The organism is Allobosea sp. GW822-FHT03F07, from assembly GCF_058801345.1.
Map to the genome: position 1 here is coordinate 324388 of NZ_JBXAND010000003.1, position 26140 is coordinate 350527.

General features: G+C 67.3%; 25 protein-coding genes. 13 read left to right on the forward strand and 12 right to left on the reverse strand.

Going from position 1 to position 26140, the window contains the following annotated elements:
• Nucleotides 1-24: 24 nt before the first annotated feature.
• Nucleotides 25-1005 (reverse strand): L-threonylcarbamoyladenylate synthase, encoded by a 981-nt coding sequence (locus AC1RMY_RS12930; protein WP_492864995.1) that lies wholly within the window; start codon nt 1003-1005, stop codon nt 25-27.
• Between the two features lie 220 nt (nt 1006-1225).
• Here AC1RMY_RS12930 and AC1RMY_RS12935 point away from each other — a divergent pair, with 220 nt between their 5' ends.
• From AC1RMY_RS12935 to AC1RMY_RS12965, 7 genes are all read left to right on the forward strand, one after another.
• Nucleotides 1226-3001, forward strand: a complete 1776-nt coding sequence (locus AC1RMY_RS12935) for an acyl-CoA dehydrogenase family protein (RefSeq protein WP_492864997.1) — start codon at nt 1226-1228, stop codon at nt 2999-3001.
• Nucleotides 2998-3849, forward strand: coding sequence for an SDR family NAD(P)-dependent oxidoreductase (locus AC1RMY_RS12940; protein ID WP_492864999.1), 852 nt, complete (start codon nt 2998-3000; stop codon nt 3847-3849). Before AC1RMY_RS12935 ends, AC1RMY_RS12940 begins: the two co-directional genes overlap by 4 nt.
• An 83-nt stretch (nt 3850-3932) precedes the next feature.
• Nucleotides 3933-4922, forward strand: a complete 990-nt coding sequence (locus AC1RMY_RS12945; RefSeq protein WP_492865000.1) for a magnesium transporter CorA family protein — start codon at nt 3933-3935, stop codon at nt 4920-4922.
• 355 nt (nt 4923-5277) lie between these two features.
• Nucleotides 5278-6189 carry a dihydrodipicolinate synthase family protein gene (locus AC1RMY_RS12950; RefSeq protein ID WP_492865001.1) on the forward strand — a complete coding sequence of 304 codons (912 nt, stop codon included), beginning with the start codon at nt 5278-5280 and terminating at the stop codon, nt 6187-6189.
• A 22-nt stretch (nt 6190-6211) separates the two neighbouring features.
• Nucleotides 6212-7141 carry a lipid kinase gene (locus AC1RMY_RS12955; protein WP_492865003.1) on the forward strand — a complete coding sequence of 310 codons (930 nt, stop codon included), beginning with the start codon at nt 6212-6214 and terminating at the stop codon, nt 7139-7141.
• A gap of 528 nt (nt 7142-7669) precedes the next feature.
• Nucleotides 7670-8026, forward strand: a complete 357-nt coding sequence (locus tag AC1RMY_RS12960; protein WP_492865005.1) for an HdeA/HdeB family chaperone — start codon at nt 7670-7672, stop codon at nt 8024-8026.
• Between the two features lie 147 nt (nt 8027-8173).
• On the forward strand, nt 8174-8314 hold the full coding sequence (locus tag AC1RMY_RS12965; RefSeq protein ID WP_492865006.1) for a hypothetical protein: 141 nt from the start codon (nt 8174-8176) through the stop codon (nt 8312-8314).
• Between the two features lie 67 nt (nt 8315-8381).
• Here AC1RMY_RS12965 and AC1RMY_RS12970 read toward each other — a convergent pair whose 3' ends face one another.
• On the reverse strand, nt 8382-8885 hold the full coding sequence (locus tag AC1RMY_RS12970) for an MOSC domain-containing protein (protein ID WP_492865008.1): 504 nt from the start codon (nt 8883-8885) through the stop codon (nt 8382-8384).
• A 6-nt stretch (nt 8886-8891) separates the two neighbouring features.
• The gene (locus AC1RMY_RS12975; protein ID WP_492865010.1) at nt 8892-9938 is read right to left on the reverse strand and encodes a cysteine synthase A; all 1047 of its coding nucleotides are present in this window, start codon (nt 9936-9938) and stop codon (nt 8892-8894) included.
• A gap of 101 nt (nt 9939-10039) precedes the next feature.
• On the opposite strand from AC1RMY_RS12975, the gene AC1RMY_RS12980 reads away from it, so the two are divergent.
• Nucleotides 10040-11320: a class I SAM-dependent RNA methyltransferase gene (locus AC1RMY_RS12980; RefSeq protein ID WP_492865012.1), complete on the forward strand. Its 1281-nt coding sequence runs from the start codon at nt 10040-10042 to the stop codon at nt 11318-11320.
• Between the two features lie 39 nt (nt 11321-11359).
• On the forward strand, nt 11360-12748 hold the full coding sequence (locus AC1RMY_RS12985) for an FAD-binding oxidoreductase (protein ID WP_492865317.1): 1389 nt from the start codon (nt 11360-11362) through the stop codon (nt 12746-12748).
• 56 nt (nt 12749-12804) lie between these two features.
• Here AC1RMY_RS12985 and AC1RMY_RS12990 read toward each other — a convergent pair whose 3' ends face one another.
• The gene (locus AC1RMY_RS12990) at nt 12805-13566 is read right to left on the reverse strand and encodes an SOS response-associated peptidase (RefSeq protein WP_492865014.1); all 762 of its coding nucleotides are present in this window, start codon (nt 13564-13566) and stop codon (nt 12805-12807) included.
• 85 nt (nt 13567-13651) lie between these two features.
• Here AC1RMY_RS12990 and AC1RMY_RS12995 point away from each other — a divergent pair, with 85 nt between their 5' ends.
• Nucleotides 13652-14155 (forward strand): hypothetical protein, encoded by a 504-nt coding sequence (locus tag AC1RMY_RS12995; RefSeq protein WP_492865016.1) that lies wholly within the window; start codon nt 13652-13654, stop codon nt 14153-14155.
• Here the strand turns inward: AC1RMY_RS12995 and AC1RMY_RS13000 are convergent, their stop codons facing one another.
• A complete protein-coding gene (locus tag AC1RMY_RS13000; protein WP_492865018.1) occupies nt 14156-14881 on the reverse strand; it encodes a TlyA family RNA methyltransferase in 726 nt (241 codons plus the stop codon). It abuts the gene before it with no gap.
• Nucleotides 14882-14900: 19 nt separating this feature from the next.
• Nucleotides 14901-16814 (reverse strand): 1-deoxy-D-xylulose-5-phosphate synthase, encoded by a 1914-nt coding sequence (gene dxs / locus AC1RMY_RS13005; protein WP_492865019.1) that lies wholly within the window; start codon nt 16812-16814, stop codon nt 14901-14903.
• A 243-nt stretch (nt 16815-17057) separates the two neighbouring features.
• On the opposite strand from dxs, the gene AC1RMY_RS13010 reads away from it, so the two are divergent.
• The 3 genes from AC1RMY_RS13010 to AC1RMY_RS13020 all read left to right on the forward strand — a co-directional run bounded on the left by AC1RMY_RS13010 (nt 17058) and on the right by AC1RMY_RS13020 (nt 21460).
• Nucleotides 17058-18698 carry an ABC transporter substrate-binding protein gene (locus AC1RMY_RS13010; protein ID WP_492865020.1) on the forward strand — a complete coding sequence of 547 codons (1641 nt, stop codon included), beginning with the start codon at nt 17058-17060 and terminating at the stop codon, nt 18696-18698.
• Nucleotides 18699-18702: 4 nt separating this feature from the next.
• Nucleotides 18703-20115: an amidase gene (locus AC1RMY_RS13015; protein ID WP_492865022.1), complete on the forward strand. Its 1413-nt coding sequence runs from the start codon at nt 18703-18705 to the stop codon at nt 20113-20115.
• 130 nt (nt 20116-20245) lie between these two features.
• Complete coding sequence (locus AC1RMY_RS13020) at nt 20246-21460, forward strand: MFS transporter (protein ID WP_492865024.1); 1215 nt, start codon at nt 20246-20248, stop codon at nt 21458-21460.
• On the opposite strand, the gene AC1RMY_RS13025 is transcribed toward AC1RMY_RS13020, so the two are convergent.
• The 6 genes from AC1RMY_RS13025 to AC1RMY_RS13050 form a co-directional block, all read right to left on the reverse strand.
• Nucleotides 21447-21926 carry a DUF2269 family protein gene (locus tag AC1RMY_RS13025; protein ID WP_492865026.1) on the reverse strand — a complete coding sequence of 160 codons (480 nt, stop codon included), beginning with the start codon at nt 21924-21926 and terminating at the stop codon, nt 21447-21449. The two genes, AC1RMY_RS13020 and AC1RMY_RS13025, sit on opposite strands and share 14 nt — an antisense overlap.
• Nucleotides 21926-23221, reverse strand: a complete 1296-nt coding sequence (locus tag AC1RMY_RS13030; RefSeq protein ID WP_492865028.1) for an SDR family oxidoreductase — start codon at nt 23219-23221, stop codon at nt 21926-21928. Before AC1RMY_RS13030 ends, AC1RMY_RS13025 begins: the two co-directional genes overlap by 1 nt.
• A gap of 20 nt (nt 23222-23241) precedes the next feature.
• Entirely contained in the window at nt 23242-24162 is a 921-nt protein-coding gene (locus AC1RMY_RS13035) for a pirin family protein (RefSeq protein WP_492865029.1), read from the reverse strand.
• A gap of 258 nt (nt 24163-24420) precedes the next feature.
• Nucleotides 24421-24678 carry an exodeoxyribonuclease VII small subunit gene (locus tag AC1RMY_RS13040; protein ID WP_492865030.1) on the reverse strand — a complete coding sequence of 86 codons (258 nt, stop codon included), beginning with the start codon at nt 24676-24678 and terminating at the stop codon, nt 24421-24423.
• 90 nt (nt 24679-24768) lie between these two features.
• On the reverse strand, nt 24769-25233 hold the full coding sequence (locus AC1RMY_RS13045; protein WP_066724416.1) for an Lrp/AsnC family transcriptional regulator: 465 nt from the start codon (nt 25231-25233) through the stop codon (nt 24769-24771).
• Nucleotides 25234-25380: 147 nt separating this feature from the next.
• On the reverse strand, nt 25381-25893 hold the full coding sequence (locus tag AC1RMY_RS13050; protein ID WP_492865032.1) for a tyrosine phosphatase family protein: 513 nt from the start codon (nt 25891-25893) through the stop codon (nt 25381-25383).
• Nucleotides 25894-26140 lie beyond the last annotated feature (247 nt).

The following is a 26140-nucleotide window of genomic DNA, read 5'->3' on the forward strand; positions in this document are numbered from 1 at the left end:
ATCTCTCCGACTTACGACGTTCGTTCAGCGTGGCGCTGCGGCTCGGCGAAGCCGGTCGTTGATCGCCTCGCCCAGACCGTGCTGCGGGATCGCGGCGATCGCGATCGTCGCCGGGCCCAGCGCATCGAGCGCGCGCAGATGGCCGAAGAGGTTCGCCGCCGCCTCCGTCAGGTCGCCGCTCGGGCTTAGATTGAGCGACGGGGCATCGCCGGAGAGACCTCCGATGGGATCGGGCCCGAAACCGAGCCAAGCCTCGCCGGGGAGTGGCGCATCGGCGTGGAGCCGCACGCGCGCCGCCGGGGCATAGTGGGAGGCGAGCAGCCCCGGCGAGATCGGCGCCATGCCGGCCTCACCTGCCAGCACCAGCGGCCGCCCGATCACCCCTTCGATGGCGCTGCGCGGCACGCCGCCCGGTCGCAAGAGCTTCGGCGCGCCGTCGAGGCAGGCGACGATCGTCGATTCGACGCCGACCTCGGTCGGACCGCAATCGACCACGGCGTCGATCCGGCCGTCGAGATCGGCCAGGACATGGGCGGCGCTGGTCGCGCTGACGCGGCCGGAGCGGTTGGCCGAGGGCGCGGCGATCGGCCGTCCCGCCGCTTGCAGGATCGCATGCGCGACCGGATGCGCGGGGACGCGCAGTGCGACCGAAGCCAGCCCGGCCCTCGCCAGTTCGCTGACCTCGCAGCCGGCCGAGACCGGCACGACCAGTGTCAGCGGCCCGGGCCAGAACGCCTTGGCCAAGGCGAGCGCGTTGGCGTCGAACAGGCCTTGCCGGCGCGCCGCGGCGAGATCCGGCAGATGCGCGATCAGCGGGTTGAAGCTCGGCCGCTCCTTCGCCGCATAGATGCCGGCGACAGCCGCGCCGGAGGTCGCATCGGCCGCGAGGCCATAGACCGTTTCGGTCGGCAGCGCGACGAGCCGGCCCTGTCGCAGCAGATTGGCCGCGCGCGCGATGCCCTGGGCATCGGCGCCGAGCTGCTCGGTCACGTGGCTGGACGTCAAATCGTGGCTCAAGATACACCCATCGTCAGGCGTTCTCGCCCGATTGACCGAAGATCGTTTACAACTAAACTATGTCCGGCGCCTGACCAAAGTCGCCCTCGCCGGCGCGTGGCATCGGGGATAGTTCCTCGCTACCATCGCGGCAACGCCAAAAGCAGCCGAAGCCGGAACCGGCGGGTTCGCGAGTAGAACCGGACCCGGCGCCCAGGGAGAAACGAAGATGAGCTATCGCGCCCCGGTCGAGGACATCCTCGCTACGATGCGCCATGTCGCGGGTCTCGACCGCCTGATCGCGGACGGGCTCGCTCCCGAGCTCGATGGCGACATGACGCAGGCCGTGCTCGACGAAGCCGCGAAGTTCGCAGCCGATGTGATCGCACCCCTCAATCGCATCGGGGACCAGCACGGTTCGACCCTGAAGGACGGCACCGTGACGACCCCGCCGGGCTGGAAGGACGCCTACACCGCCTGGGCGCAAGCCGGCTGGAACGCGCTGCCGGCGCCCGAGGAGCATGGCGGGCAGGGGCTGCCGGCGCTGCTGCAATCGGCCTGCACCGAAATGTGGAACTCGGCCGCCTTCGCCTTCGCGCTCGGGCCGCTGCTGACGGTCGGTGCCATCGAGGCGCTGCATGCCCATGGCTCGGAGCATCTCAAGGAAACCTATCTCGCCAAGCTCGTCGCGGGCGAGTGGATGGGCACGATGAACCTGACCGAGCCGCAGGCCGGTTCCGATCTCAACGCGCTGCGGTCGAAGGCTGAGCCCGTCGGCGACGGCACCTACCGCATCACCGGCCAGAAGATCTTCATCACCTATGGCGAGCACGACCTGACCGAGAACATCGTGCATCTCGTGCTGGCGCGCCTGCCCGATGCACCCGCCGGCACGCGCGGCATCTCGCTCTTCCTCGTGCCGAAATATCTCGTCAATGCCGATGGCTCGCTCGGCGAGCACAACGACCTGCGCTGCTCCGGCATCGAGCACAAGCTCGGCATCCACGCCTCGCCGACCTGCTCGATGGCGTTTGGCGACAAGGGCGGTGCCATCGGCTGGCTGATCGGCGAGGAGAACCGTGGCCTCGCCTGCATGTTCACGATGATGAACAATGCCCGCCTGAACGTTGCGCTACAGGGCGTCGCTATCGCCGAGCGCGCCTATCAGCAGGCGCTCGGCTTCGCCAGGGAGCGCCGGCAGGGCGTCGCGCTCGATGCGCCCAAGGGGGCGCCGATGAGCCCGATCGTGGTGCATCCCGACATCCGCCGCATGCTGATGGAGATGCGCGCCAAGACGCAAGCCGCGCGCGCCATTGCCTATCAGGTCGCCGAGGCGCTGGACCGTTCGCGCCGCGAGCCGGACGAGGCGAAGCGCAAGGCCGCGACCGAGCGCACCGCGATCCTGACGCCCATCGCCAAGGCCTATGCCACCGATATCGGCGTCGAGGTCGCCTCGACCGGCGTCCAGGTCCATGGCGGCATGGGCTATATCGAGGAGACTGGAGCGGCCCAGCATCTGCGCGATGCTCGCATCGCGACGATCTACGAGGGCACCAACGGCATCCAGGCGATCGACCTCGTGCTGCGCAAGCTGCCGCTCTCGGACGGCAAGGCGGTGAAGGCGCTGATCGCGGAGATGCGCGCCGTCGTCGCAGAGGTCGAGGCGGCCAACACGCCGGGCTTCGGCCATAGCGCGCTACGCCTGCGCGCCGCCGTCGATGCGCTGGAGCGCGCGACGCTGTGGATGCTGGCGACGATGGGCGAGCGGCAGGGCGATGCGCTCGCTGGCGCGACGCCCTATCTGAAGCTCTTCGCGCTGGCCCAGGGCGGCACCGGCCTGGCGCGCAAGGCGCTGGCGACGCGGGCCGAGCCGCAGAGCACCGCCGATCTCGCCACTGTCCGCTTCTACGCCGAATGCCTCGCGACCGAGGCGCTGGCGCTCGAACTGGCGGTCACGGAAGGCGCAGGCGCCGTCGAGGACGCGGCAGCGGTCTTCGCTGCGTGAGCGAGCCGGAGCGCCCGCTTGCGAACCGCATCTGCCTCGTCGCGGGCGCTTCGCGCGGCCTCGGCCGCGGCATCGCCCGGGCCTTGGGCGAGGCGGGGGCGACGGTCATCGTCACCGGCCGATCCAGCGAGGCCGGTCCGCGCACCGACCAGCGTCCCGAGACCTTCGAGGACACGGCGCGCGAGGTCGAGGCCGCCGGCGGACGTGGCCATCCCTATCGCTGCGACCACACCAGCGAGCGCGATGTCGATCAGCTCGTCTCCTGGGCCCTGCGCCGCTTCGGCCGGCTCGACGGCGTCGTGGACGCCGTCTGGGGCGGCAATGAGGGGTATGACGGCGAGCGCTATCCCGATGGTTCGGCCTTCGGCGCGCCGTTCTGGCGCCGGCCCGTGGCGCGGCTCGGCCAAAGCTTCGAGAGCGGCGTCTATGCGCAGCTCCTGCTGGCTCGCGCGGTCGCTCCCGCCATGGTGCAGGCGCGCAAGGGCCTGATCGTCACGGTAAGTTTCGACACGGGCTCCGGCTATCTCGGCGATGTCTTCTACGATCTCGCCAAGGCGGCGATGAACCGGCTGACGCTGGCCATGGCGGCCGAGCTGAAGCCTTTCGGCGTCACCGCGCTTGGCCTCTCGCCCGGTCATGTCCTGACTGAACGCGTCCGCGATGCCGGCATGGCCGCCGAGACCACCGAGACGCCGCTCTATGCCGGTCGCGCCGTCGCGGCGCTGCTCGCCGATGCCGAGGTCGCCCGCCATGCCGGGCAGGTGCTGCAGGTTGCCGATCTCGCCCGCGCTTATGGCTTCACGGATCGGGACGGCAGCCGCCCGGAGCGCTTCACGATTCCGTCCTGAAATTCGCGTCATCGGTTTGACATCGCGGTGGGATCGGAGTTCCTGCCGCGCTACCGACCAGCGCCCACTGCCAAAGGTTACCCATGCTCCAGATCCACGGCATCTGCCCCGCCTCGCGCGACAAGCTGCTCCCGGGCGCTACGGTGGACGACAGTGGATTTCCGCCCGAATCGATCTGGATCGACCTGCTCAACCCGACGCCGCAGGAAGACGCCAGGGTCGAGAGGCATCTCGGGATCTCGATCCCGACGCGCGAGGAGATGCATGATCTCGAACCCTCCGAGATCATCTACACCGAGAACGGCGCGCATTACATGACGGCGCGCATCATCTGCCAGTCCGAGACGATCGTCCCCAAGCTCGCCGACGTCACCTTCATCCTCACCGAGAAGGCGCTGGTGACGGTGCGCTATGACGAGCCTGGCGCCTTCAACATCTTCCTCAATCGCGCCACCAAACCCGGTGGCTGCGGCACCCAGCCGGAAGCGGTGCTGGACGGGCTGATCGAGGCGATCGTCGATCGCGCGGCCGAGGTCCTGCGCGGCGTCGGCGACCAGATCGACGTCGCCTCGCGCCGGATCTTCGCCGGCCGCGGCCAGGACGTCGAGCAGGGCAGCGCCTATCAGGGCGTCATCCAGAAGATCGGCCAGTACGAGCACATCATCTCGAATGTCCGCGAGAGCATGGTCTCGGTCGAGCGCGTGCTGCTCTTCCTCTCGGCCAATTACACCCGCCCAAAGAAGGCGCAGACCGGCTTTTCTGCGGAATGGCGAGCGGCCGTCCGCGACGTCCAGGCGATCGAGGAACACGCCACCTTCCTGTCGAACAAGCTGCAGTTCATGCTCGACGCCACGCTCGGTCTCGTCTCGATCGAGCAGAACAAGATCATCAAGCTGTTCTCGGTCGTCGCGGTCGCGCTGATGCCGCCGACGCTGATCGCCTCGATCTACGGCATGAACTTCAAGACGATGCCTGAGTTGGAGTGGCAGTGGGGCTATCCCATGGCGATCGGCCTGATGATCCTCTTCGCCGTGCTGCCCTATACGTTCTTCCGCTGGAAGAAATGGCTGTAACGGCTGCCCGGGCTAGCGGCCGTCCGTTACGCTCGCATTATTGGCGGGCCGTCTTTTCCTGATGGCGGCGTTACGGCCCCCGTTCCTAGATTCCGGAGTGCGGTCGTCATGGCCGCTCGGAAACATCGATCATGGGTCGAGCCCACAATTCCAGCCATCGTTTGCCCTCCGCTTTCGTGGTGGGCCTGGATCCTGAAGGTCACTGGATCGCCGTCGAGACGCATGGTCGCGGCGGCGGATTCTTCGCCAGCAGGGAAGCGGCAGTGCGATATGCCGCATTCGAAACCGGCCATCGCCCCCATGCGGTGCGCGTCAGCCGTCAGCCCATCCGGTTCAAATGGTCGGGGCTGGCCTCGTGAACCACTGGCTGCATGGCATCTTCACCGAGCTGGTGACGCCGTTCGAAGGCAGCGGCGTCGATCGGGACGCCCTGGCAAGGCTGATCGTCTGGCAGATGAACCAGCATGCCGACGGTTTCGCGGTCGGCACGGCCACCGGCGAAGGCTCGACGCTGTCTCGGCAGGAGCGGGCGGGCATCGTCGCGACCATTCGGGAAGTGGCCGGGCCAGCCGTCCCCATCCTCATCGCCGTGGGCACCAATGCCACGGGAGCGACCGTCGAAGAGGTCGAGGAGGCGACGGGATGGGGCGCGAGCGGGATCCTGCTCCGCACGCCCTATTACAGCCGGCCGACCCAGGCCGGGCTCGTGGAACATGCGCGGGCGGCTGCGGCTGCGACGCATCTCGACATCGTGCTCGACAATGATCCCGATCGTTGTGCCGTCGAGCTGTCGATCCCGGCGCTGGCCGAGCTGTGCCAGACCCCGAACATCGTCGGCGTGCTGGAGCGGCGGGGCGACCTGGTGCGCTGCGATCGCATCGCGCGCGCCTGCAGCCGCCAGTTCATGCGGCTGACCGGCTCATCCGACAATCTGCCGGCCTATTTCCTGACCGGCGGCTGCGGGGCGATCACCGGGCTCGGCAATCTCGCGCCGCAGCTTCTGTCGCGCATTCAGGCCGCCATCAGGAGCGCGTCCTACGAGCAGGCGCAGATGCTGCAGCGGCGCCTGATCCCTCTGCACGATCTGCTGCGCGGCCAGAGCGACCCGGGCGAGGTCAAATTCGCGCTGTCGCTGATGAAGCTCGGCGTGAAGGCGGATTGCCGGCATGCGACATGCGCTCCCCGGCCGGATTTCGTCGAGGACCTCGCCGATGTCCTGCCGGCCTTCGAGCTTGAAAAGTCGAGCCGTGTTGCCCACCTGCGGTAGCCCTGCAGGACAAGCGGACATCATGAGCCTATCGACGAACCGGCGAGCATTACTGCTGCGCAATCCGAAATCGCGCCGGGGCGGCGAGCCGATCGAGCCCGTCCTGCAACGCTTGGAGCAGGGCGGGATCGACATCACCATCGAGACCTTCGAGGCGCTGCCCGAAATCGCCCGCGACATCGTCCGGCTGCGAGACCGGGCCGACCTCGTCATCGTCTGCGGCGGCGACGGCTCGGTCTCGTCCGCGGCCCTGGCGGCGATGGAGAGCGGCCTGCCGCTCGGCATCATCCCGATGGGCACCGCCAACGACCTCGCCCGAACGCTCGACCTGCCGATGAGCCCGGTCGGGGCGGCGGGCGTCATCGCGCAAGGCGAGACGCGCCCGATCGACGTCGGCACCGTCAATGGCCATGCCTTCTTCAACGTCGCCAGCATCGGCTTGAGCAGCGAACTGGCCCAGGGCCTCGATCCGGCGCTGAAGAAGCGCTTCGGGCGCCTTGGCTACGCGCTGGCGGCGCTCAAGGTGCTGACGCGCGCATCGACCTTCGGCGCGACCATCACCGAGAAGGGGCAGACGACCAGCGTCGACACCTTCCAGATCGCGATCGGCAATGGGCGGCACTATGGCGGCGGCAATGTCGTCGCGGAGACTGCCGAGATCGATGACGGGCATCTCGACCTCTACAGCCTCGAGCTGAAGAACGTCTGGAAGTTGGCGCTGATGCTGCGCTCGTTCCGGTCGGGAACGCATGGTGCCTGGCAGGAAGTGCGCACGGCCAAGTGCATCGAGTTTGACATCGAGACGAGGAAGCCCATGCCGATCAACGCGGATGGCGAGATCGTCACCGCGACGCCGGCCCATTTCAAGGTCCACCCGAAGGCCGTTTCGATCTTCGCTCCGCCCGCCGGCGCTGGTTCACAGGCGCATCGCTGGCAGATGTATCATCGCTAGCGAGGTCGTGGTTTCCGGCGGCCAGGGTCGCTGGCTCAGCGGCCGACGCGACAACCTAGCTCAGCCGACATCACCGCATCGCCCCGCCGTTCGTGCCGACTGCATTCCTGATCGTCCGGCCGTTGCGAGCGGGAGGGGTTGGGCATGCAAGAGGGTGAAGACCCGAAGTTCTTGCAATGGGCTGAACGTCTGGGCCGCCACCTTCGAGTGAGATCCCGGCGGTCCGCTTCTTGGCTGTCGGTGATTGTCTACTGGCCTTAGGGCCAGTATCGCCCGCCGACACCGCCGGCTAGCGTCCACGCTTCGCTTCCATTCGATACGATTGGCGGCGGAGACCGATGAAGCGGATGGAGTTCGTCATATGGCGCGCGTTCCGTGTCGCACCGATGCTCGTACGCTTACGCTGCGCCCAGACGACCCTTCGTCGATAAGAACGTCTGACTATGTCATTCGATAATCGGCACGGATCGTTACATCTAAATTAGCGTAAGACCCGCCCTCAACCTCCGGGAAATAAAGGAATGAACCATGCGCACAATCATTTTTGCTACCGTGGTCTTCATCGGTTGCTCCACATCCGGCGCGAATGCGCAGGTTGAACTGAAAACCTACGCCGACGCCAACGGATACCTCGATGTCCAGAAGCTGACCTGTGCTCAGCTGGCCGGAACGTTTCAAGAAGACGCTAATCTCCTGACGACGTGGTATAGTGGCTGGTATAACGGCCTTGGCAAAAAGCATGTCATCAACATCGCGCGCGCAAAGGAGGCCGAGCACGAAATCATCGTCTACTGCAAGGCCAACCCAAAAGTAACAGTCATCAAGGCGATTGGCTTGGTGTTCGACAAGATGCGTAAGGAGCGCGGCATTATCCTTGCCAAATGACGCGCGGCGAACTCCGGCCGTGCTCCACAGCGGACCGCAAGCGACCCTTCGCCGGCCCATCGCGGCAGCGCTCCTTGTGCGCTGCACCATTCCAGCCTATTTCACATCTGCCTCCGCAAACCCTCCCAACCCACGAAAGGAGAAACGATGCTGGAACGGCATGATGTGGATTGCGTGCTCGAGGACGAGTGCGACCACCCGGAAAAACCCGAGACGAGCGAGCAGGAAGACGCCGACAAGGTTTCGGATCGCGACTACCAGGCCGGCTTCTGGAGCCCGCCGAACTGACGAGAACCGTTCTGGCGGAGGGCTGCGTTTGCGCCCTCCGCCCCCGGAAGGCGGGTGTCGGCTCCTGTTAAACCTGTTCCGCCCGCGCCACCGCATCTCCCAGCCGAACGACGCCATTCCCGACGACCCGCGCCGTGATGCCGCCATGGCCGCGCACGGCGTTGTAGCCGCCGGTGCCCAGGATCTCTTCCATCCGCGAGCAGGGATGGCACTCGCCTGTGGCCTCCAGCAGCGCGTCGCCCAGCCTGAAGCGCCGGCCCTTCAGCGCCGCCAGATTGATGCCGGACACGACGATGTTGCGACGAAGCTCATCCGGCGCGACAATCTCGCGCCCGAGATGGGCGGCGACGGCGGAAAGATGCTCGGCCTGGATCAGCGTGACGTGGCGGGCGCCGCCGGTGCGGCTGCTGTAATGGTCGCCGACGAGCCCTTGGCCTGAATCGAGCATTGCTTCATCGACTGGCTGCATCGCAGCCCTCCGCACCGGGCGCAGGCCGATCCACGTCACAAGTCCTGGCCGCATGGGCGCATCGATCAGCCGCGCCAGCGGCGAGGCGGGGTCGAGCGGCATGGGCCGTCAAGCCATCACCCGCCCCACCACCGCCTTCAGGTCCGAGCTGTCCCGCTCCAGCCAGCCGGGCACCGGGAGGCCCTTCGAGCGCAGGAACTCGGGGTTGAACAGCTTCGACTGATAGCGCGTGCCGTAGTCGCAGAGGATGGTCACGATGGTGTGGCCGGACCCCATCTGCTTCGCCAGTCGGATGGCTCCCGCGACATTGATGCCCGACGAGCCGCCGAGGCAGAGGCCCTCATGTTCCAGCAGGTCGAAGACGACAGGCACCGCTTCCTCGTCGGGGATTTGGAAGGAGACGTCGATCGGTGCGTCGACCAGATTGGCGGTGATGCGGCCCTGGCCGATGCCTTCGGTAATGGAGGAACCCTCGGCCTTGAGCACGCCGGTGGTGTAGAAGGAGTGCAGCGCCGCGCCCAGCGGGTCGGCGAGCCCGATCGTGATCTTCGGGTTGAAGGCCTTGAGCGCCATGCCCACGCCGGCGAGCGTGCCGCCGGTGCCGACGGCGCAGATGAAGCCGTCGACCTTGCCGCCGGTCTGTTCCCAGATCTCGGGGCCGGTCGTATCGATATGGCCCTGGCGGTTCGCCACATTGTCGAACTGGTTGGCCCAGATCGCACCGTTCGGCTCGGTTTTCGCCAGTTCCTCGGCGAGGCGGCCCGAAACCTTCACATAGTTGTTCGGGTTGACGTAGCCGACGGCGGGAACCTCGACCAGCGTCGCGCCGGCCAGCCGCAGCATGTCCTTCTTCTCCTGGCTCTGCGTCTCGGGGATCACGATGACGGAGCGATAGCCCAGCGCATTGCCGACGAGCGCGATGCCGATGCCGGTATTGCCGGCCGTGCCCTCGACGATGACGCCGCCCGGTCGCAACTGGCCGCGCGCTTCCGCGTCGCGGATGATCGCGAGCGCGGCGCGGTCCTTGACCGATTGGCCGGGGTTCATGAACTCGGCCTTGCCGAGAATGGTGCAGCCGGTCGCCTGCGAGGCGCGCTTCAGCTTGATCAGGGGCGTGTTGCCGATGGCTTCGATGACGCCGTCGCGGGTGCTCATGCGGAGATTTCCCTGTTTGCTCCCAACCTGATAGGCGAAAGCTGGGAACAGGTCATCAGCAACTCGCGATCCGGCACGCGCTCGGAAGGATGCGGTTGGCGATGGCATCGGCAGGAGACAATTCGACCACGATGACGCTCGCCATGAACGAAATTCTTGTCGTGGTCCGGCTGGGCCAGCGCGGCGACGGCATCGCGGAGACGCAAGGCCAGGATGTCTTCGTGCCCTACGCATTGCCCGGCGAGACCGTGCGGGCCGTGCGCGACGGCGACCGGGCGCAACTCGTCGAGATCATCACGCCGGCCGATTCGCGCATTGCCGCGATCTGCCCGCTCTTCACCCGCTGCGGCGGCTGCGCGGCCCAGCACATGGCGCCTGGCCTCTACCGCGAATGGAAGCGCCGGCAGGTCGAGACGGCGCTGTCGCGCGCCGGGGTCGCGGCTCCCGTTGACGAGATCGTCGACGCGCATGGGGTCGGGCGTCGCCGCGTTACCTTCCACGCGCGCCGCGAGGGGCCCGGCATGCTCGTCGGCTTCATGGTCGCCCGCAGCCATGATCTGATCGCCATCCCGACCTGTCCGGTACTGGCGCCGGGCCTTTCGCGCGCACCGGCCGCGGCCCAGCTCGTCGCCAACCGGCTTGGCGGTTCGAACAAGCCGCTCGACATCCAGATCACCGCTTCGGAGGCCGGGCTCGACATTGACATCCGTGGCCACGGCCCGGCCGGCGAAAAGCTCAGGCTCTCCCTGACCGAGGCCGCCGAGCGGCTCGATCTGGCGCGGCTGTCCATGCATGGCGAGATCGTCGTCGAGCGGCTGCCGCCGCAGCAGCGCATGGGCAAGGCGATGGTTGCGCCGGCTCCCGGCGGTTTCCTGCAGGCGACGGCCGCGGGCGAGGAGGCGATCGCGGCGCTTGTGCTGGCGGGCCTGCCCGGCAAGGCGAAGCGGATCGCCGATCTCTTCGCCGGCTGCGGTCCGATTTCCTTCCGGCTGGCCGAGCGCGCGCAGGTCCATGCGGTCGAGAGCGACAAGGCGGCCGTCCTGGCGCTGACCCGCGCCGCCGGCGCGACGCAAGGGCTGAAGCCGATCACGAGCGAGGTCCGCGACCTGTTCCGGCGTCCGCTGCTGGAGCATGAACTCAACGCCTTCGACGCGGTGGTGCTCGATCCGCCGCGCGCCGGTGCAGAGGCTCAGGCGCGGCGGCTCGCGGCGGCGAAGACCGGCACGGTCGTCTATGTCTCCTGCGATGTCGCGACCTTCGCGCGCGACGCCGCGATCCTGATCGCGGGCGGTTATGCGCTGGAGGGTGTCACGCCCGTCGACCAGTTCCGCTATTCCGCTCATATCGAGCTCGTCGGCGTCTTCCGCCGGCCGAGGAAGTAGCTTCCGGAGGCATCCTTGAGCGCATCCATCCTGGACGACATGGCGGGAATCGTCGGCGCCAAGAACGTTGTCACCGACGCCGATGCGATGATGCCATATCTCAAGGAGTGGCGGGACCTGTTCCGCGGCAAGGCGCAAGCCATCGTCCGGCCGGGCTCGACGCTGGAGGTCTCAGAACTCGTCAAGCTGGCCGCCAGGACGGGCACGAAGCTTGTGCCGCAGGGCGGAAACACCGGCCTCGTCGGCGGCCAGATTCCGATCGCGGATGGGCGCGAGATCATCCTGTCGCTGCAGCGCATGGACAAGATCCGCGCGATCGACGCGCAGAGCGACACGATGACGGTCGAGGCTGGGCTGACCCTGCAGAAGGCGCAGGAGGCGGCAGAGGGGGCAGGGCGCCTGTTCCCGCTCTCGCTCGCTTCCGAAGGTTCCTGCACCATCGGCGGCAATCTCTCGACCAATGCCGGCGGCACGGCCGTCCTCGCCTACGGCAACGCACGCGAACTCTGCATGGGGCTCGAGGTGGTGCTGGCGGATGGGCGCATCTGGAACGGGCTGCGCCAGCTCCGCAAGGACAACACCGGCTACGATCTGAAGAACCTCTTCATCGGCGCCGAGGGCACGCTCGGCATCATCACCGCCGCCGTGCTCAAGCTCTTCCCGCAGCCGGCCGCGCGCGCCACCGCCTTCCTCGCCGTGCCCGGCCCCGAAGAGGCGCTCGCGCTGTTGAACACGGCCAAGGCCGGTGCCGGCGGCACGCTCACGACCTTCGAGATCCTGCCGCGTACCGGGCTCGATTTCGTTCTGAAACATGCTTCGGGCACGCGCGACCCGCTGTCGGGCCCGTCGCCCTGGTACGTGCTGATGGAGGTTTCGGCCCAGTCGACAACTGGGCTCGACGAGGCGGTCGAGGCTTTCCTCGGCGAGGCGCTGGAGCGGGGGCTCGTCACGGATGCGGCGCTGGCGGGATCGCTGACCCAGCGCGCCGATTTCTGGAAGCTGCGCGAGATGCTTTCCGAGGTGCAGACCTATGAGGGCGGTTCGATCAAGCACGACGTCTCGGTGCCGCTCCACGCGGTGCCGGCCTTCATCGCCAGGGCCTCGGAGGTGGTGACGCGGATGGTGCCGGGCTGCCGGCCGCTGCCCTTCGGCCACATGGGCGACGGCAATATCCACTTCAACATTAGCCAGCCGGTCGGCGGTGACAAGGCCGCCTTCCTCGCGCGCTGGGAAGAGATGAATGCGGCGGTTCACGCCATCGTCAGCGAGATGCACGGCTCGATTTCGGCCGAGCACGGCATCGGCCGCCTCAAGCGCGACCTTCTGCCCGGCGTTAAGGACCCGGTCGAACTCTCCCTGATGAAGACGCTGAAGACGACGCTAGACCCGCAAGGCATCCTGAATCCCGGCGCCGTTCTGGCGATGTGAGTTCCAACGGTTCGGGCCGGAATTGGCTCGAACTTTTGGAACCCGAGCGCCACGGCTCAGAACAGGCTGCCTTGGGAATCGTCCTTGGGGCGCTCTGCGCGGGCAGGGGGCTTGGATTTTGACGCGGTAGGCTCGACTGTCGCCGGATCGAACGGCGCCTGCACCTCTGGCCCGTCATTGGCGACCCTGTTCACGGCGTTGCCGATCCGAATCATCTCCAGCAGATCGTCCGGGGGCGGCCGAAGCAGGGCGGCGGTAGCGCGAGGTTCTGCCGCCGGATCGAGCCATCCATCGAAATCCCGGGGCTCGATGATGACCGGGCAGCGGTCGTGGATCGCAGCCATCAGCCCGTTGGCGGCGCCGGTGATCGGCGCGACCGTGTCGATCTCGGAGCCATCAGGCGAATGCCATGTCTCCCACAACGCAGCGAAGGCGAACATGCCGCGATCGGGGCGCCGGAACAGATAGGCGCGGCTTTCAGCCTGCCGCCCCTGGCCGAGCCGATGCCACTCATAGAACGCGTCGGCCGGCATAAGGCAGCGCCGCCTCGCGAGCGCGGCACGGAACGAGGGTTTCGTCGCCGCGCTTTCGCCGCGGATGTTGACGACGAGCGGGAACTCCCTGGCGTCCTTGACCCAGCCGGGGATGAAGCCCCAGCGCATCAGCATGAACTGCCGCGCGCCTTCATTCAGGCGCACGACCGGCACCGGCAGCGTCGGTGCGATGTTGTAGCGCGGCGGGAAATTCGGCTGCTCGCGATAGCCGAATGTCGTCCGCATCGCCTCCGGCGGCAGGGTAATGGCGTAGCGACCACACATGATCCGGCAGATGTGACGACGAGACCCTTTCCGAGCAACACTTTATTTGGGTTTGCCCAAGCATAGTCGCGCCGGTTTGGGGTTCATGATGACCGTCTCCGCGATGAAATCGCTGGCTGATGCGGGGGACGGCAAGACGGAAACGTCCAGAGCGCCGCGCCTCTCGACGGATTTCCTCAACCGCTACAGCGAAGCCCTGATGCTGATCGAGATGGCCGCCGACGATGATGACGCGGTCCAGGATCTGCAGGCCTGGCGCAGCCTCACCTATCGCGAGCATTTCGAAACCTCGTCGCTGCGCTGCGCCGCCTCCGCGCTTGCAGCCTATGATGGCGTTGTGCCGGCGCGCCGGGCGGGATTCGAGGAGCTCTGCAGGGCCATGACGCGGCTCGTCTCGACAGCGACGGCGCTGCTGGCCGAAAGGCCGGAGGGCCTCGATACGACGACCATCGCCGAGGTCGCCAGCGAGGCGCTACGCCGCCAGATCAGCCGCGCGACGCAGTTCATCAACGCCGATGGCAAGCTCGACATCGGCCATGTCGAAAGCCGCTCCCTCCAGGCCGAGATCGACGCCATGCTGGCGCGCTGATCAGCCGCGTCGGCCGCCGATCAGGAATTCGCGGTTGCCGTCGCCGCCGTCGATGGGCGAGGGGACAGGTCCGTCGATCTCGAAGCCCAGCCCCGCCAGCACGTCCGCGATCCCGGCGCAGACGCTGTCATGCACCGACTCGTCCCGGACAATGCCCTTCTTCAGCGCGGCGCGCCCCGCCTCGAACTGCGGCTTGATCAGGGCAGCGATCTGGGCGGCCGGCGCCAGCAATGCGGCGACCGCTGGCAGGATCAGCCGCAGCGAGATGAAGCTGACGTCGATCGCAGCCAGCGAGGGTGCCTCCGGCAGCTCGCTCAGCTGCAAAGTCCGGATGTCGCGCGCTTCCAGGCTCGTGACGCTCGGATCGCCGCGCAGCGAGGCATGGAGCTGGTCGCGGCCGACATCCACCGCGATCACGTGGCGCGCGCCGCGCTTCAGCAACAGATCGGTGAAGCCGCCGGTCGAGGCGCCGACATCGAGACAGACGCGCCCGGCGGGGTCGAAGCCGAAGGCATCGAGCGCCTCCGCCAGCTTCAACCCGCCGCGCGAGACGTAAGGGTGCGGCGCCTGTGCCGTCAGGGCGGCATCCTTCGCCAGCATTGCGGAAGCCTTGCGGACGGGGCGGCCATCTGCGGTGACGAGGCCTGCCGCGATCGCGGCCTGGGCGCGGGCGCGGCTTTCGCACAGCCCCCGTTCGACGAGCAACTGGTCGGCGCGGCTCTTCATGGCACCGGCCCTCGCCCTTTCAGGCGCGCTTGATCGCGCTCGGTACCCCGAGCGCGCCCTCGACGGTGCGGACGATACCGGCGGCGTCGAGCCCGGCCCTGGCATACATCGCCTCGGGCTTGTCCTGATCCTGGTAGATGTCCGGCAAGGTTAGCGTCCTGACCTTCAGACCGCCATCGAGCAGGCCACTGCGGGCGAGCAGGTGCAGGACATGGCTGCCGAAGCCGCCGACCGAGCCTTCCTCGACCGTGACCAGGATCTCGTGCTCGCGGGCGAGCCGCAGGATCAGGGCCTCGTCGAGCGGCTTGGCGAAGCGGGCATCGGCGACGGTGGTCGACAGGCCCCGCTGGCCGAGCAGTTCCGCTGCTGCGAGGCATTCTGCCAGCCGCGTCCCGAGCGACAGCAATGCGACGCGCGATCCCTCGCGAACGACGCGGCCGCGGCCGATCTCCAGGGGCATGCCAATATCGGGAATCTCGACGCCCACGCCCTCGCCGCGCGGATAGCGGAAGGCGATCGGCCCCTCGTCGAAGGCAGCCGCGGTGGCGACCATATGGGTCAGTTCCGCTTCGTCGGCCGCCGCCATCACCACCATGTCGGGCAGGCAGGAGAGATAGGCGATGTCGAAGGCCCCGGCATGGGTCGCGCCATCCGCGCCGACGAGGCCGGCCCGATCGAGCGCGAAACGGACGGGCAGCTTTTGGATCGCCACGTCGTGGACGACCTGGTCATAGGCGCGCTGCAGGAAGGTCGAGTAGATCGCGCAGAACGGCTTGTAGCCTTCGGTCGCCATGCCCGCCGCGAAGGTCACCGCATGCTGCTCGGCGATGCCGACATCGAAGGTCCGGCCCGGAAACTCCTTGCCGAAGGCGTCGATCCCGGTGCCGGACGGCATGGCGGCGGTGACGGCGACGATCCTGCTGTCGTTGCGCGCTTCCTTGATCAGCGCATTGCCGAAGACCGAGGTATAGCTCGGCGCGTTGGCCGGTGCCTTGGCCTGGAGGCCTGTGACGGGGTCGAAACGGACCACGCCGTGATATTTGTCGGCGCTGGCTTCGGCCGGGGCATAGCCCTTGCCCTTCTGCGTCACGACATGGACGAGGATCGGCCCCGTCTGCGAGTCCCGCACATTGCGCAGCACGGGCAGCAGATGGTCGAGATTATGTCCGTCGATCGGGCCGACATAGTAGAAGCCCAGTTCCTCGAACAGCGTGCCGCCGGTGAAGAAACCACGTGCGAACTCCTCGGTCCGCTTCGCCTTCTCATGGAAGAAGCGCGGCAGGCGCTCGGCGAGGTGCTTGCCGATCTCGCGCAGGGAGCGATAGGTCCGGCCCGAGACCAGCCGGGCCAGATAGGCCGACATCGCGCCGACCGGTGGGGCGATCGACATGTCGTTGTCGTTGAGGATGACGACGAGGCGCGAGCCGAGCGCGCCCGCATTGTTCATCGCCTCATAGGCCATGCCCGCCGACATCGCCCCGTCGCCGATCACGGCTACGACGTTGTTCGTGCCGCCGGAGAGGTCGCGGGCGACCGCCATCCCGAGCCCGGCCGAGATCGAGGTCGAGGAATGCGCCGCCCCGAACGGATCATATTCGCTCTCGGCCCGACGGGTGAAGCCGGAGAGACCCCCGGGCTGTCGCAGCGTGCGGATGCGGTCGCGCCGTCCGGTCAGGATCTTGTGGGGATAGGCCTGATGCCCGACATCCCAGATCAATCGGTCGCGCGGCGTGTCGAAGACGTGATGCAGGGCGACCGTCAGCTCGACGACGCCGAGCCCCGCACCGAGATGCCCGCCGGTGACGGAGACGGCATTGATCGTTTCCTGGCGCAACTCTTCGGCGAGTTGCCGCAGGTCGCTATCCGGCAATGTGCGAAGATCCTCCGGCGTTAGGACGCGGTCGAGGATCGGCGTGGCAGGGCGCTGGGTCACGCGCACGGTCTATCGCATCCCGACAGGGTGGCACAAGGGCGCGGCAGCGTCGCAGAGGAGGAGCGGTGATGCATGGCAAGCGTCGCGAAAGCGTCAGGGGCGGCTCCGGCATGGAAGGATGCGTTTACCGTACCGGCCGCAGCGCATGGAAAATGCCGCCGTGCAAGCAGGGCGGGCTTGTGCGTTGGCCTGCAACTTGCTGCAAAGAAGCGGGCGACGTTGAGGAACGGGGGGACTGATACGATGCGCACAGATTGCTCGAAAACCATGCTCGGCCGGCTGCGGGCCGGTCTCAGGGTCGCAGCGCTCGCAAGCCTGGCGTGTGCCGGACTGACCGGCCCGCTGCAGGCGCAGGGCACGCTTCGCATCGCGATGACGGCCTCCGACATCCCGACCGCGACGGGCCTGCCGAACAACGGCTTCGAGGGCATGCGCTTTCTCGGCTATCCGGTGTTCGAAAGCCTCTCCCTGTGGGATCTGACCACCACGGACCGCCTCGCGCCGCTGCGCCCGGGCCTCGCGGAGCGCTGGGAGCAGGCGCCGGGAGATCCCAAGACCTGGCTCTTCCACCTGCGGCGCGGCGTCACCTTCCATGACGGCACGCCGTTCGACGCCGATGCCGTGATCTGGAACCTGGAGCGCTACTTCAACAAGGACGCGCCGCAGTTCGAGGCGCCGGCCTCGGCGATCGTCCGGGCTCGCGCGTCGATCATGAACGGCTATCGCAAGGTCGACGATGCGACGGTGGCGATCACCACGACCACGGCCGCCTCCTATTTCCCCTATATGACCGCGCTGATCCTCTTTTCATCGCCGGCCTCCTTCGAGAAAGCGGGGCGGGACTGGGCCAGGGCCGCGCTGCTGCCTTCCGCTGGCACAGGGCCGTTCAAGATCGGCAGCGTCGCGCCGCGTGAGCGGGTCGAACTCCTGCGCCACGACGGCTATTGGGATGCGGCCGGCAAGGCGAAGCTCGACAAGGTCGTGCTTCTGCCGATGCCGGAAGCCAATGCCCGCCTCGCCGCGCTACGCACGGGCCAGGTCGATTGGATCGAGGTGCCGCCCGCAGACGGCATCCCTTCGCTCAGGCAGGCCGGCTTCGCCATCACCACCGGCTCCTACCCTCATGTCTGGCCCTGGCTGCTCAACACCGGGGCGACAGGCAGCCCCCTCAAGGATGTGCGCGTGCGTCAGGCGCTGAATTATTGCGTCGATCGCGAGGGCATCGTCGCTCTGCTGAACGGCACCGCCGAACCGGCCGTCGGTTGGCTGAAGGCCAGCGACCCCGATTTCGGCAAGCCGGCGAACCGCTATCGTTTCGATCCTGCGAAGGGCAAGGCGTTGCTCGCGGAGGCAGGCTTCGGCGCGCAGAAGCCGCTGTCGTTCAAGGTGATGATCTCGACCTCGGGTTCCGGCCAGATGTCGCCCTTGCCGATGAACGAGTTCCTGCAGGCCAGCCTCAAGGAGGCCTGCGGCATCCAGGTCGATTTCAACGTCACGGAATGGCAGCTCCTGCTGAACAGCATGCGGGCGCTGCCCGATGCCGCCTCGCTGAACGGCTCTCTTGCCCTGAACATCTCGTCGCCTTCGAGCGATCCGAGCGTGATGGCGCGCTATTTCGCAGTGGCCAGCGCCCCGCCCAACGGCTTCAACTTTCCGCAATGGAAGGACGAGGCCTTCGAGGCGGCGCTGGCGAAGCTTGCCGTGGCGAGCGATCCGAAAACCATCGCCGAGCAGACCGCCATCGCGCATGAGCGCCTGGTGGACGACCCGCCCTGGCTCTACATCGTCCATGATCTCAACCCGCGCGCCATGTCGAAGAAGGTTCAGGGCTTCATCTCGCCGCAGTCCTGGTTCGTCGATCTCGCCCGCATCAGCATGCAGTGAGCCGATGAACGACGCAGGTCCCGCCACATCCGACCCCGCTTTGCTGCCGGCGCATGTTCTGGCGCGCGAGATCGCGGCGCGGCGCTTGTCGCCGGTTGATGTCGTCGATGCGCTGCTGCAACGGATCGAGCGCTTCGAGCCGCAGCTGCGGGCCTTCGTCGAGGTCTACGCTGCCGATGCTCGCCTTGCCGCGGAGGGCGCCGACAAGGCGATCCGTTCGGGCCATGCCGTCGGCCCGCTGCATGGCGTGCCGGTCGCGTTGAAGGACCTCGTCGATCTGGAAGGCCGGATCACGACCGGCGGCTCGATGCATTGGCGCGAGCGCCGCTCGACGGTGACCGCCACGATCGCGCGGCGCATGGTCGCGCAGGGCATGATCATGCTCGGCAAGACCCATACCGTCGAATTCGCCTATGGCGGCTGGGGCACGAACCAGCATATGGGCACGCCCTGGAATCCGTGGGACGCAACCCACCCCCGCACGCCGGGCGGCTCCAGCAGCGGTTCGGGTGTCGCGGTCGCCGCCAGGCTCGCGCCATGGGCAATCGGCACGGACACCGGAGGCTCGGTCAGGCTGCCGGCGTCGTTCTGCGGTTTGACCGGGCTCAAGGTCACGATCGGCCGTATCTCGACCCATGGCGTCGTCCCGCTCTCGGCCTCGCTCGACACGCCCGGCCCGATGGCCCGCAACGTCGAGGACGTCGCTTTGCTCTATAATGTGCTGCAAGGGCCGGACCCGCTCGATCCGAATACGCGCGGCATTCTCCCGGCCGATCCGACGCCGATCCTGAAGCGCGGCGTTCGCGGCCTGCGGCTGGCACGCATGCCGGATGCAGAGCGCGAGGGAGTCGATGGCGAGATGCTCGCCGCCTATGACCGTTCGCTGGAGACATTGGCCGGTCTCGGCGCCGAGATCGTCGATGTGAAGTTGCCCTATGCGTTCGCCGATTTCCTGGGCACCTCCGCCATCGTGCAGGCGGAGGCCTGGTTCAACGATGGTGTCCTGGCCGCAGACCCATCGGCCGTGCTCGACGAGAGCGTGCGTGCCCGGCTGCTCGACGGCGCCCGATTGTCAGCTCAGGACTATCTCGCGACCAAGCTTCGCCAGGTGGAAGCGAAGCGGGCGATGGCGGCCGCGCTCGCCGGTACGGATGCCTTGCTGACGCCGAGCACGGCGACGCCGGCGATCCGCCTCGACGAGGTCGATCAGAACGTGCTGCCCTCCCGTTTCACGCGTTTCGGCAATTTCCTCGAGATGTGTGCGCTGTCGCTGCCCAACGGCTTCACCGCGACGGGGCTGCCGCTGTCCCTACAGATCTGCTGCCAGGGCTACGAGGAGGCGACGGCGCTGCGCATCGGCTATGCGCTGCAGCAGGCGACGGACTATCATCTGAAGGTTCCGCCGCTCGTGGCGTGAACGCGGCCGGGTGAAGCCGTGGCTCGATGCGCGTCATCTGGGATGTTCCACGCCAGCTCGACAGGAATCGGGTGGGAGCAGTCGCGTATCCCTGAGAAGACCTGCTGACGTTTAAGCAGGAGATTGCGCGATGTCCTCCCCGTTTCTGCCGGCCCTCCTGCTCGCAGGCGTCATGGCCCAGTTCGCCGACAGGCTGGCGCTCGATACGATCACGCTGGCGGCGACGCAGGCCGGTGCGAGCCCACGCTTGGTCGGCCTCTTGGTCGCGGCGCAATCGGCCGCCTGGCTGCTGGTCTCGTTGCCGGCCGGCGTCTTCGCTGATCGCGTCGCGCCGCGCGGCCTGATCCGCATCGGCGGCGTGGTGATGATCGTCGGCGCACTGGCTGGCGCGGCGCTGCTGGCGATGGCCGAGGCTGGCTGGATGCTGGCCGGCTCGACCTTCGTCGCGGCGACGGGGCCGGTCGTGATCGCGCTGTCGATCTTCGTGCTGATGCCGCGCGCGGTCGAGGTCGCGGCTCTGCCGCGTGCCAATGGCCGGCTGGAACTCGGCCGCGCCTGCTTCAGCCTCGCCGCGCCGCTGATCGCCGGCTGGGCGGTGGCCCGCGGGCAGGGCTGGCTCGGCCTCCTGCTATGCGCTCTGGCGGGTGTGCTGGTGCTGGCGGCCGCTGCGATGCTGCCGGGCGAACGGCCAGCGGCACAGCCGCGCCAGCCACTGCATCGCGCCATCGCGGAGGGGGGTCTGTTCGTCGCGCGCCATCCTTATCTCCGGCCGATCGCGCTCTGCGCCATCGCCTGGAACCTCGCCTTCTTCGCCTTCACGGCCATGGCCGCACCCTATGCCGCCCGCATCCTGCTGCTCGCGCCGGAAACGATCGGCCTGGCCTCCTCGGTCTATGGCGCGGGGCTGATCGCTGGCGCGCTCAGCGGTGCGGCCTTGATCGCGCGATTGCCGACGGGGCTGCTGCTGGTCTTCGGACCCGCCTCGTCCCTCGTCGGAGCCGCTCTTCTGGCCTTGGCGCCGACGACATTCGGTTGGCTCGCGCTCGCGTTCGCCTTTTTCCTGTTCGGTTTCGGGCCGATCCTCTGGTTCATCACCCAGACCAGCCTGCGCCAGGCCGTGACGCCCCAGCCTCTGCTGGGCCGCGTCAGTGCGACGCTGACCACGGCGATGTACGGCATGCGCCCGATCGGCGCACTCGCTGGTGGGATGGCGGGGGAATGGTTCGGGCTTAGCGTCGCGATCTGGCTGCCGGTCGTGCTCTTCGGCCTCTCGACGCTGGCGATCCTGGCTTCGAGCATGCCACGGCTGAGGCAGATGCCGGATGGAGAACTCAGCCCAGCGTGATCGTTGGCCTGGCCAACATGAGCCAGATGATCGCGAGCACGGCAGCGAAGGCCGGAAAGCCACAGGCGAACCAGATCCAGTAGAGCCTCTGATAGGCCGTCGGCAGCGCCTCGCCGGAGTTCGCCGCCATACGCGCAAGGTCGCGTAGGCGCTTCTGAATCCAGACTACAGGCAGCCAAAACATGCCCGCAACGACGTAGAGCGCTAGCGACAGGACGATCCAGCCTTCCGACAGCGGCCAGCCGATTTCGAGCGCGAGCAACACCCCCGTCACCGGCTGCAACAGCACGGCAAGTCCGGTAAAGAGCCAGTCGGCGATCACGACTGTGCCGGCAACATGGGCGATCAGCGCCGGTTCGCGTGTGCGATGAGCCATGACCATGAAGAATGCGATACCCGCCCCGGTGCCAAGCAACACCGTGGCACCAATGACGTGAAGCCAGCGCAGAAAGATCAGCCAGTCCATCAGCGTTCGTCCGACATGGCGAGCGCCGCGAGCGCCAGAGCGATCGCGGGCAGGACCTTGACCAGGGGCCCGAGAGGATCGGCCCAGAGTTCCGGCTTCAGCAGCGTTCCGCCGGCCAGATAGAGCGCAGAAACCGCAATGGACGCCAGCGCAGCGCGCGGGAACCAGCGGCGCACCATGAGCCCTGCTCCGATCAGGAGATCGACCAGAGATCCGCTGATGACGGCTGCCGCGCCGATTGCATCTGGCACGGTGTCCGGAAGCATCGCCGCCGCTGTCGGCCATCGCCAAAGTCCGATCAGCCCCGACAGCAGCCAGAAGAGGGACAACGTAACGACGAGGATGGGGAAGACGAGTTGCGCCTTGGCGAAGACGCGCTCCTGTCGCGTCGACGGCATGGCCGCAAGCGTTTCGTCCAAGCTCAACAGACGTCGGCCGGTTGCGCGCTCGAAGGCCGTGCCGTCGCCTCGGACATGCGCAGCGAGAACGGTGAGCGCGGTGCTGCGCAGGGGCGAGCGCCACCCGAACCGGCCCGCAATATCGGCGAACACGGCCACACCGGAACCGGCCCATTCGGGCAGAGTCATAACCAACTTGGCAGGCGGCAGGCCGAGCCAGGCGCGAAAGCGGCGGACGATCGTCCGCAGCGTGTAGGTGTCGGGAGCGACCAGATCGAATGTCGATCGCTTCGGCATGTCGCCGGCGATCACCATGACGACTGTATTTGCGACGTCACACGACGCGACGGTCTGAATCTCACGGTCGGCCAGGACTAGCACTTCTGAAAACGGTAGACCGGCCAGCATGCGCAGGAGCGCGGTGCCGCCATAGGCGTTTGGGCCGATGACGAGCCCGGGCTTCAGCACGGTCCAATCGAGGTTGCTGTGCATCAGCACTTGATCGGCGTTGCCCTTCGTTCGCAGGAAGTCGGTGTTCGCCTCCGGCGTCGCGCCCGGTGCCGAGATCTGTACGAAATAGCGGATGGACTGCGCCTCACATGCCGTGATCAGCGCCTCGATCGCGCTCTGCTGCGTTGTGACGACATTGTCGCGCGCTCCGTCCTGCAAGGCGCCCGACGCATTCACGACCGCCTCGACCCCGACGAGATGCGGCGCCCATGCTTCCGCAGTCGTCAGATCGGCAAGATCCGCGCCGATCCACGTGATGACCGGTAGCAAGCGCCGGCCGAAAGCGGCATCACGGCCGAGTCCAACCACGTTGTGGCCTGCTGCGTGGAGCGCGCGAGCGATCTCGCCGCCGATGAAGCCATAGCCGCCGAGAACCAGGATGAGCATCGTTGGGGCAGCGAGCTCTCTCAGCCCTCAGGCAGCGGAATGAACTCCGTCTCGTCGCCGGGCACGGTGTCGAAGCGGCCGGCTTTCCATTCCGCCTTGGCCTGCTCGATGCGCTCCTTCGAGGAGGAGACGAAGTTCCACCAGATGTAGCGCTTGCTGTCCATCGGCTCGCCGCCGACGATCATCAGGCGGGTCTGGTCGACGCCGAGGATCGAGATGCGGTCGCCAGGCTTGAACACGAGCAATTGTCCGGCACCGAACTCGTCGCCGGCGATGTCGACCTTGCCCGAGACGATGTAGATCGCGCGCTCGTCGTAATCGGGGTCGAGCGGCAGGATCGCGCCCGGCGACAGCACGGCCTCGGCATAGAGCGCGTCCCAGGGGAACTGGACCGGCGAGGTCTGGCCATAGGCCGAACCCATGATAAGGCTGATGCGCTTGCCGCCCTCGACGATGCGCGGCAGCTCCGGCGCAGTATGGTGCTTGAACGCGGGCGCGATCTCCTCATGCGTCTGCGGCAGGGCGAGCCAGGCCTGGATGCCGTAGAGCTTCGGCCCGCTGGCGCGCGCTTCCAGCCCCGTGCGCTCGGAATGGACGATGCCGCGCCCGGCCGTCATCAGATTGACCGCGCCCGGCCTGATAGCGAGCTCGGTGCCGAGCGAGTCGCGATGCATGATCTCGCCGTCGAACAGATAGGTCAGGGTCGAGAGCCCGATATGCGGGTGCGGCCGCACGTCGAGCCCTTCGCCGAGATGGAACTCGGCCGGGCCCATCTGGTCGAAGAAGATGAAGGGCCCGACCATCTTGCGCCCGATCGACGGCAGGGCGCGCCGGACCGAGAAGCCGCCGAGATCATGCGCGCGCGGCACGATGACCTGTTCGATCGCCGCGCAGGAGCGAGCATCGCCGGGAATAGGGTCTTCGGCGGGAAGCTGGGACATGGCGGGGGCTCCTGATACGGTCGGCTCGAGGATGCTGACTTTATCGCCGGAACCGCGGCGTCATCCCGGACAAGCTGCGAAGCAGCGCTGCTCCGGGATCCATCGTAGAGTTCCGGAGCCCTCCGATGGATCCCGTGGCAAGCACGGGATGACGGGGTGGTTCCGGGAATAGGCGGCAGGCTCCAGGATCACGCAGCGAAGATTGGCCCTTCCGTCGCCCGCTCGCAAGAGAGAGGCCGGACTCGCTTCCGAAAATACCTACTTGTCGACGTCGAGCGGCGCGGTGCCGGTCGGCTTGCCATCGGCGGAGAGCGTGATGCGCTCGATGCGGGCCTCGGCCTGCTTCAGCAGCGCGTCGCAGCGCGCCTTCAGCGCCTCGCCGCGGGTGTAGATCGCGATCGATTCCTCGAGCGGCACGTCGCCTCGCTCCAGTCGCGCGACGATGTCCTCGAGCTGCTTCAGCGCCGCCTCGAAGGGCAGGGCCGCGACGTCGTCATTGGATGTGGCTTCGCTCACAGCGTGATTCCCGTTTGCGGGATGCTTATCGGCTGGAGCGGCCTGCCTCGCAACCCCGAGAGCCGGGTCGCGGCAGCGCTCCTGACAATCTCAGACCGGCAGCGCCGAGCTTTTCTTGATGCTGCGCAGCGTCAGCGTCGACTGCACGCGGGTGACGCCCGGAAGCTGCGTGATGATGTCGGTGTGGATGCGCTCGAAATCGGCGCTGTCGCGATAGATCACCCGCATCAGATAGTCGTGGGCGCCGGCGAGCAGATGGCATTCCAGGATCTCCGGCAGGTTCTGTACCGCCTGCTCGAAGCCTTCGAGCGAGGCGCGGCCCTGCTGGTCTAGCGTGACGAAGACGAAGGCGGTGCCCGGAAACCCCGCGATCTTGTCGTCCAGGATCATCGCGTAGCCGCGAATCAGTCCGCTCTCCTCGAGCTGCCGGACGCGGCGAAGGCAGGCCGAGGGCGACAGATGCACCTTCTCGGCGAGATCCGAGTTCGTGATGCGCCCATCGGCCTGCAGGATGCGCAGGATGGCGCGGTCGCGTGAATCGAGTTCGATGGTCATGATGCCGGTATCCCCTGCGCGATGCATTGTCGCAAATTCCGCGCCACGCAAGCAATTTTCTGCATCGATTTTGGATCGGAGCGCCGATATCCGCGGCGTCCTGCTCAAAGGCCGCACGAAGCTGCGGGCATCGGCTGCGCGCTTCCGTCAGCCGAGCCGTAGGGCAAAGGGCATGCCCTCGAAAGCGTCCGCTCCGCGCCCGATCCGCTCGATCGCCGCGCTCATCCGGCCCTCGCGGCACAGGATCCAGTCCGCGATCGCGACCAGGCGGGCATTGGGGGTCGCAGAAGGGGAGGCTGCCCGTAGCTCCGCCGCGATTTCCTCCTCGTCGCGCCGGGGCCCCAGAGCGCAGGCAGCGATATAGGCTGCCGCCGTCGAGCGGCTGATCCCGGCCCAGCAATGGATGACGAGCGGCGCGGTGCGGTCCCAATCCCGGACGAAGGCGAGGAAGCGTTCGACATGATCCTCTGCCGGCACGACATGACCCTCCATCGGGGCGCCGATGTCGGACATGCCGAGGAAGAGATGGCGGCTTTCGGCGATGCTGGCCGGGCGCTCGACCACAGTGTTGACGTTGATCAGCGTGACCAGATGGCTCGCGCCGACGCGGGCCACAGTTTCGTGGAGCTTCGACAAGGGGGAGACATGCAGGGTCGACATGGTCGGGGCATCCCGTCGGGGCTGGTCAGAAGCGAATAGTGCACACGAACCGTGACGTCATCCCGGCCGAAGCGCAGCGGAGTGCCGGGATCCATCATAGGGTTTCGTCGCTGCCCTATGATGGATCCCGGAGCTGCGCCGCTTCGCGACGTGTCCGGGCTGACGCGGCGGTTCCGATGCAAATGGAATGGTTTCAATATAAACCATTGCCCGTTAGAAGCGTCGGCGGGCGCCCCCGCCCACTGCG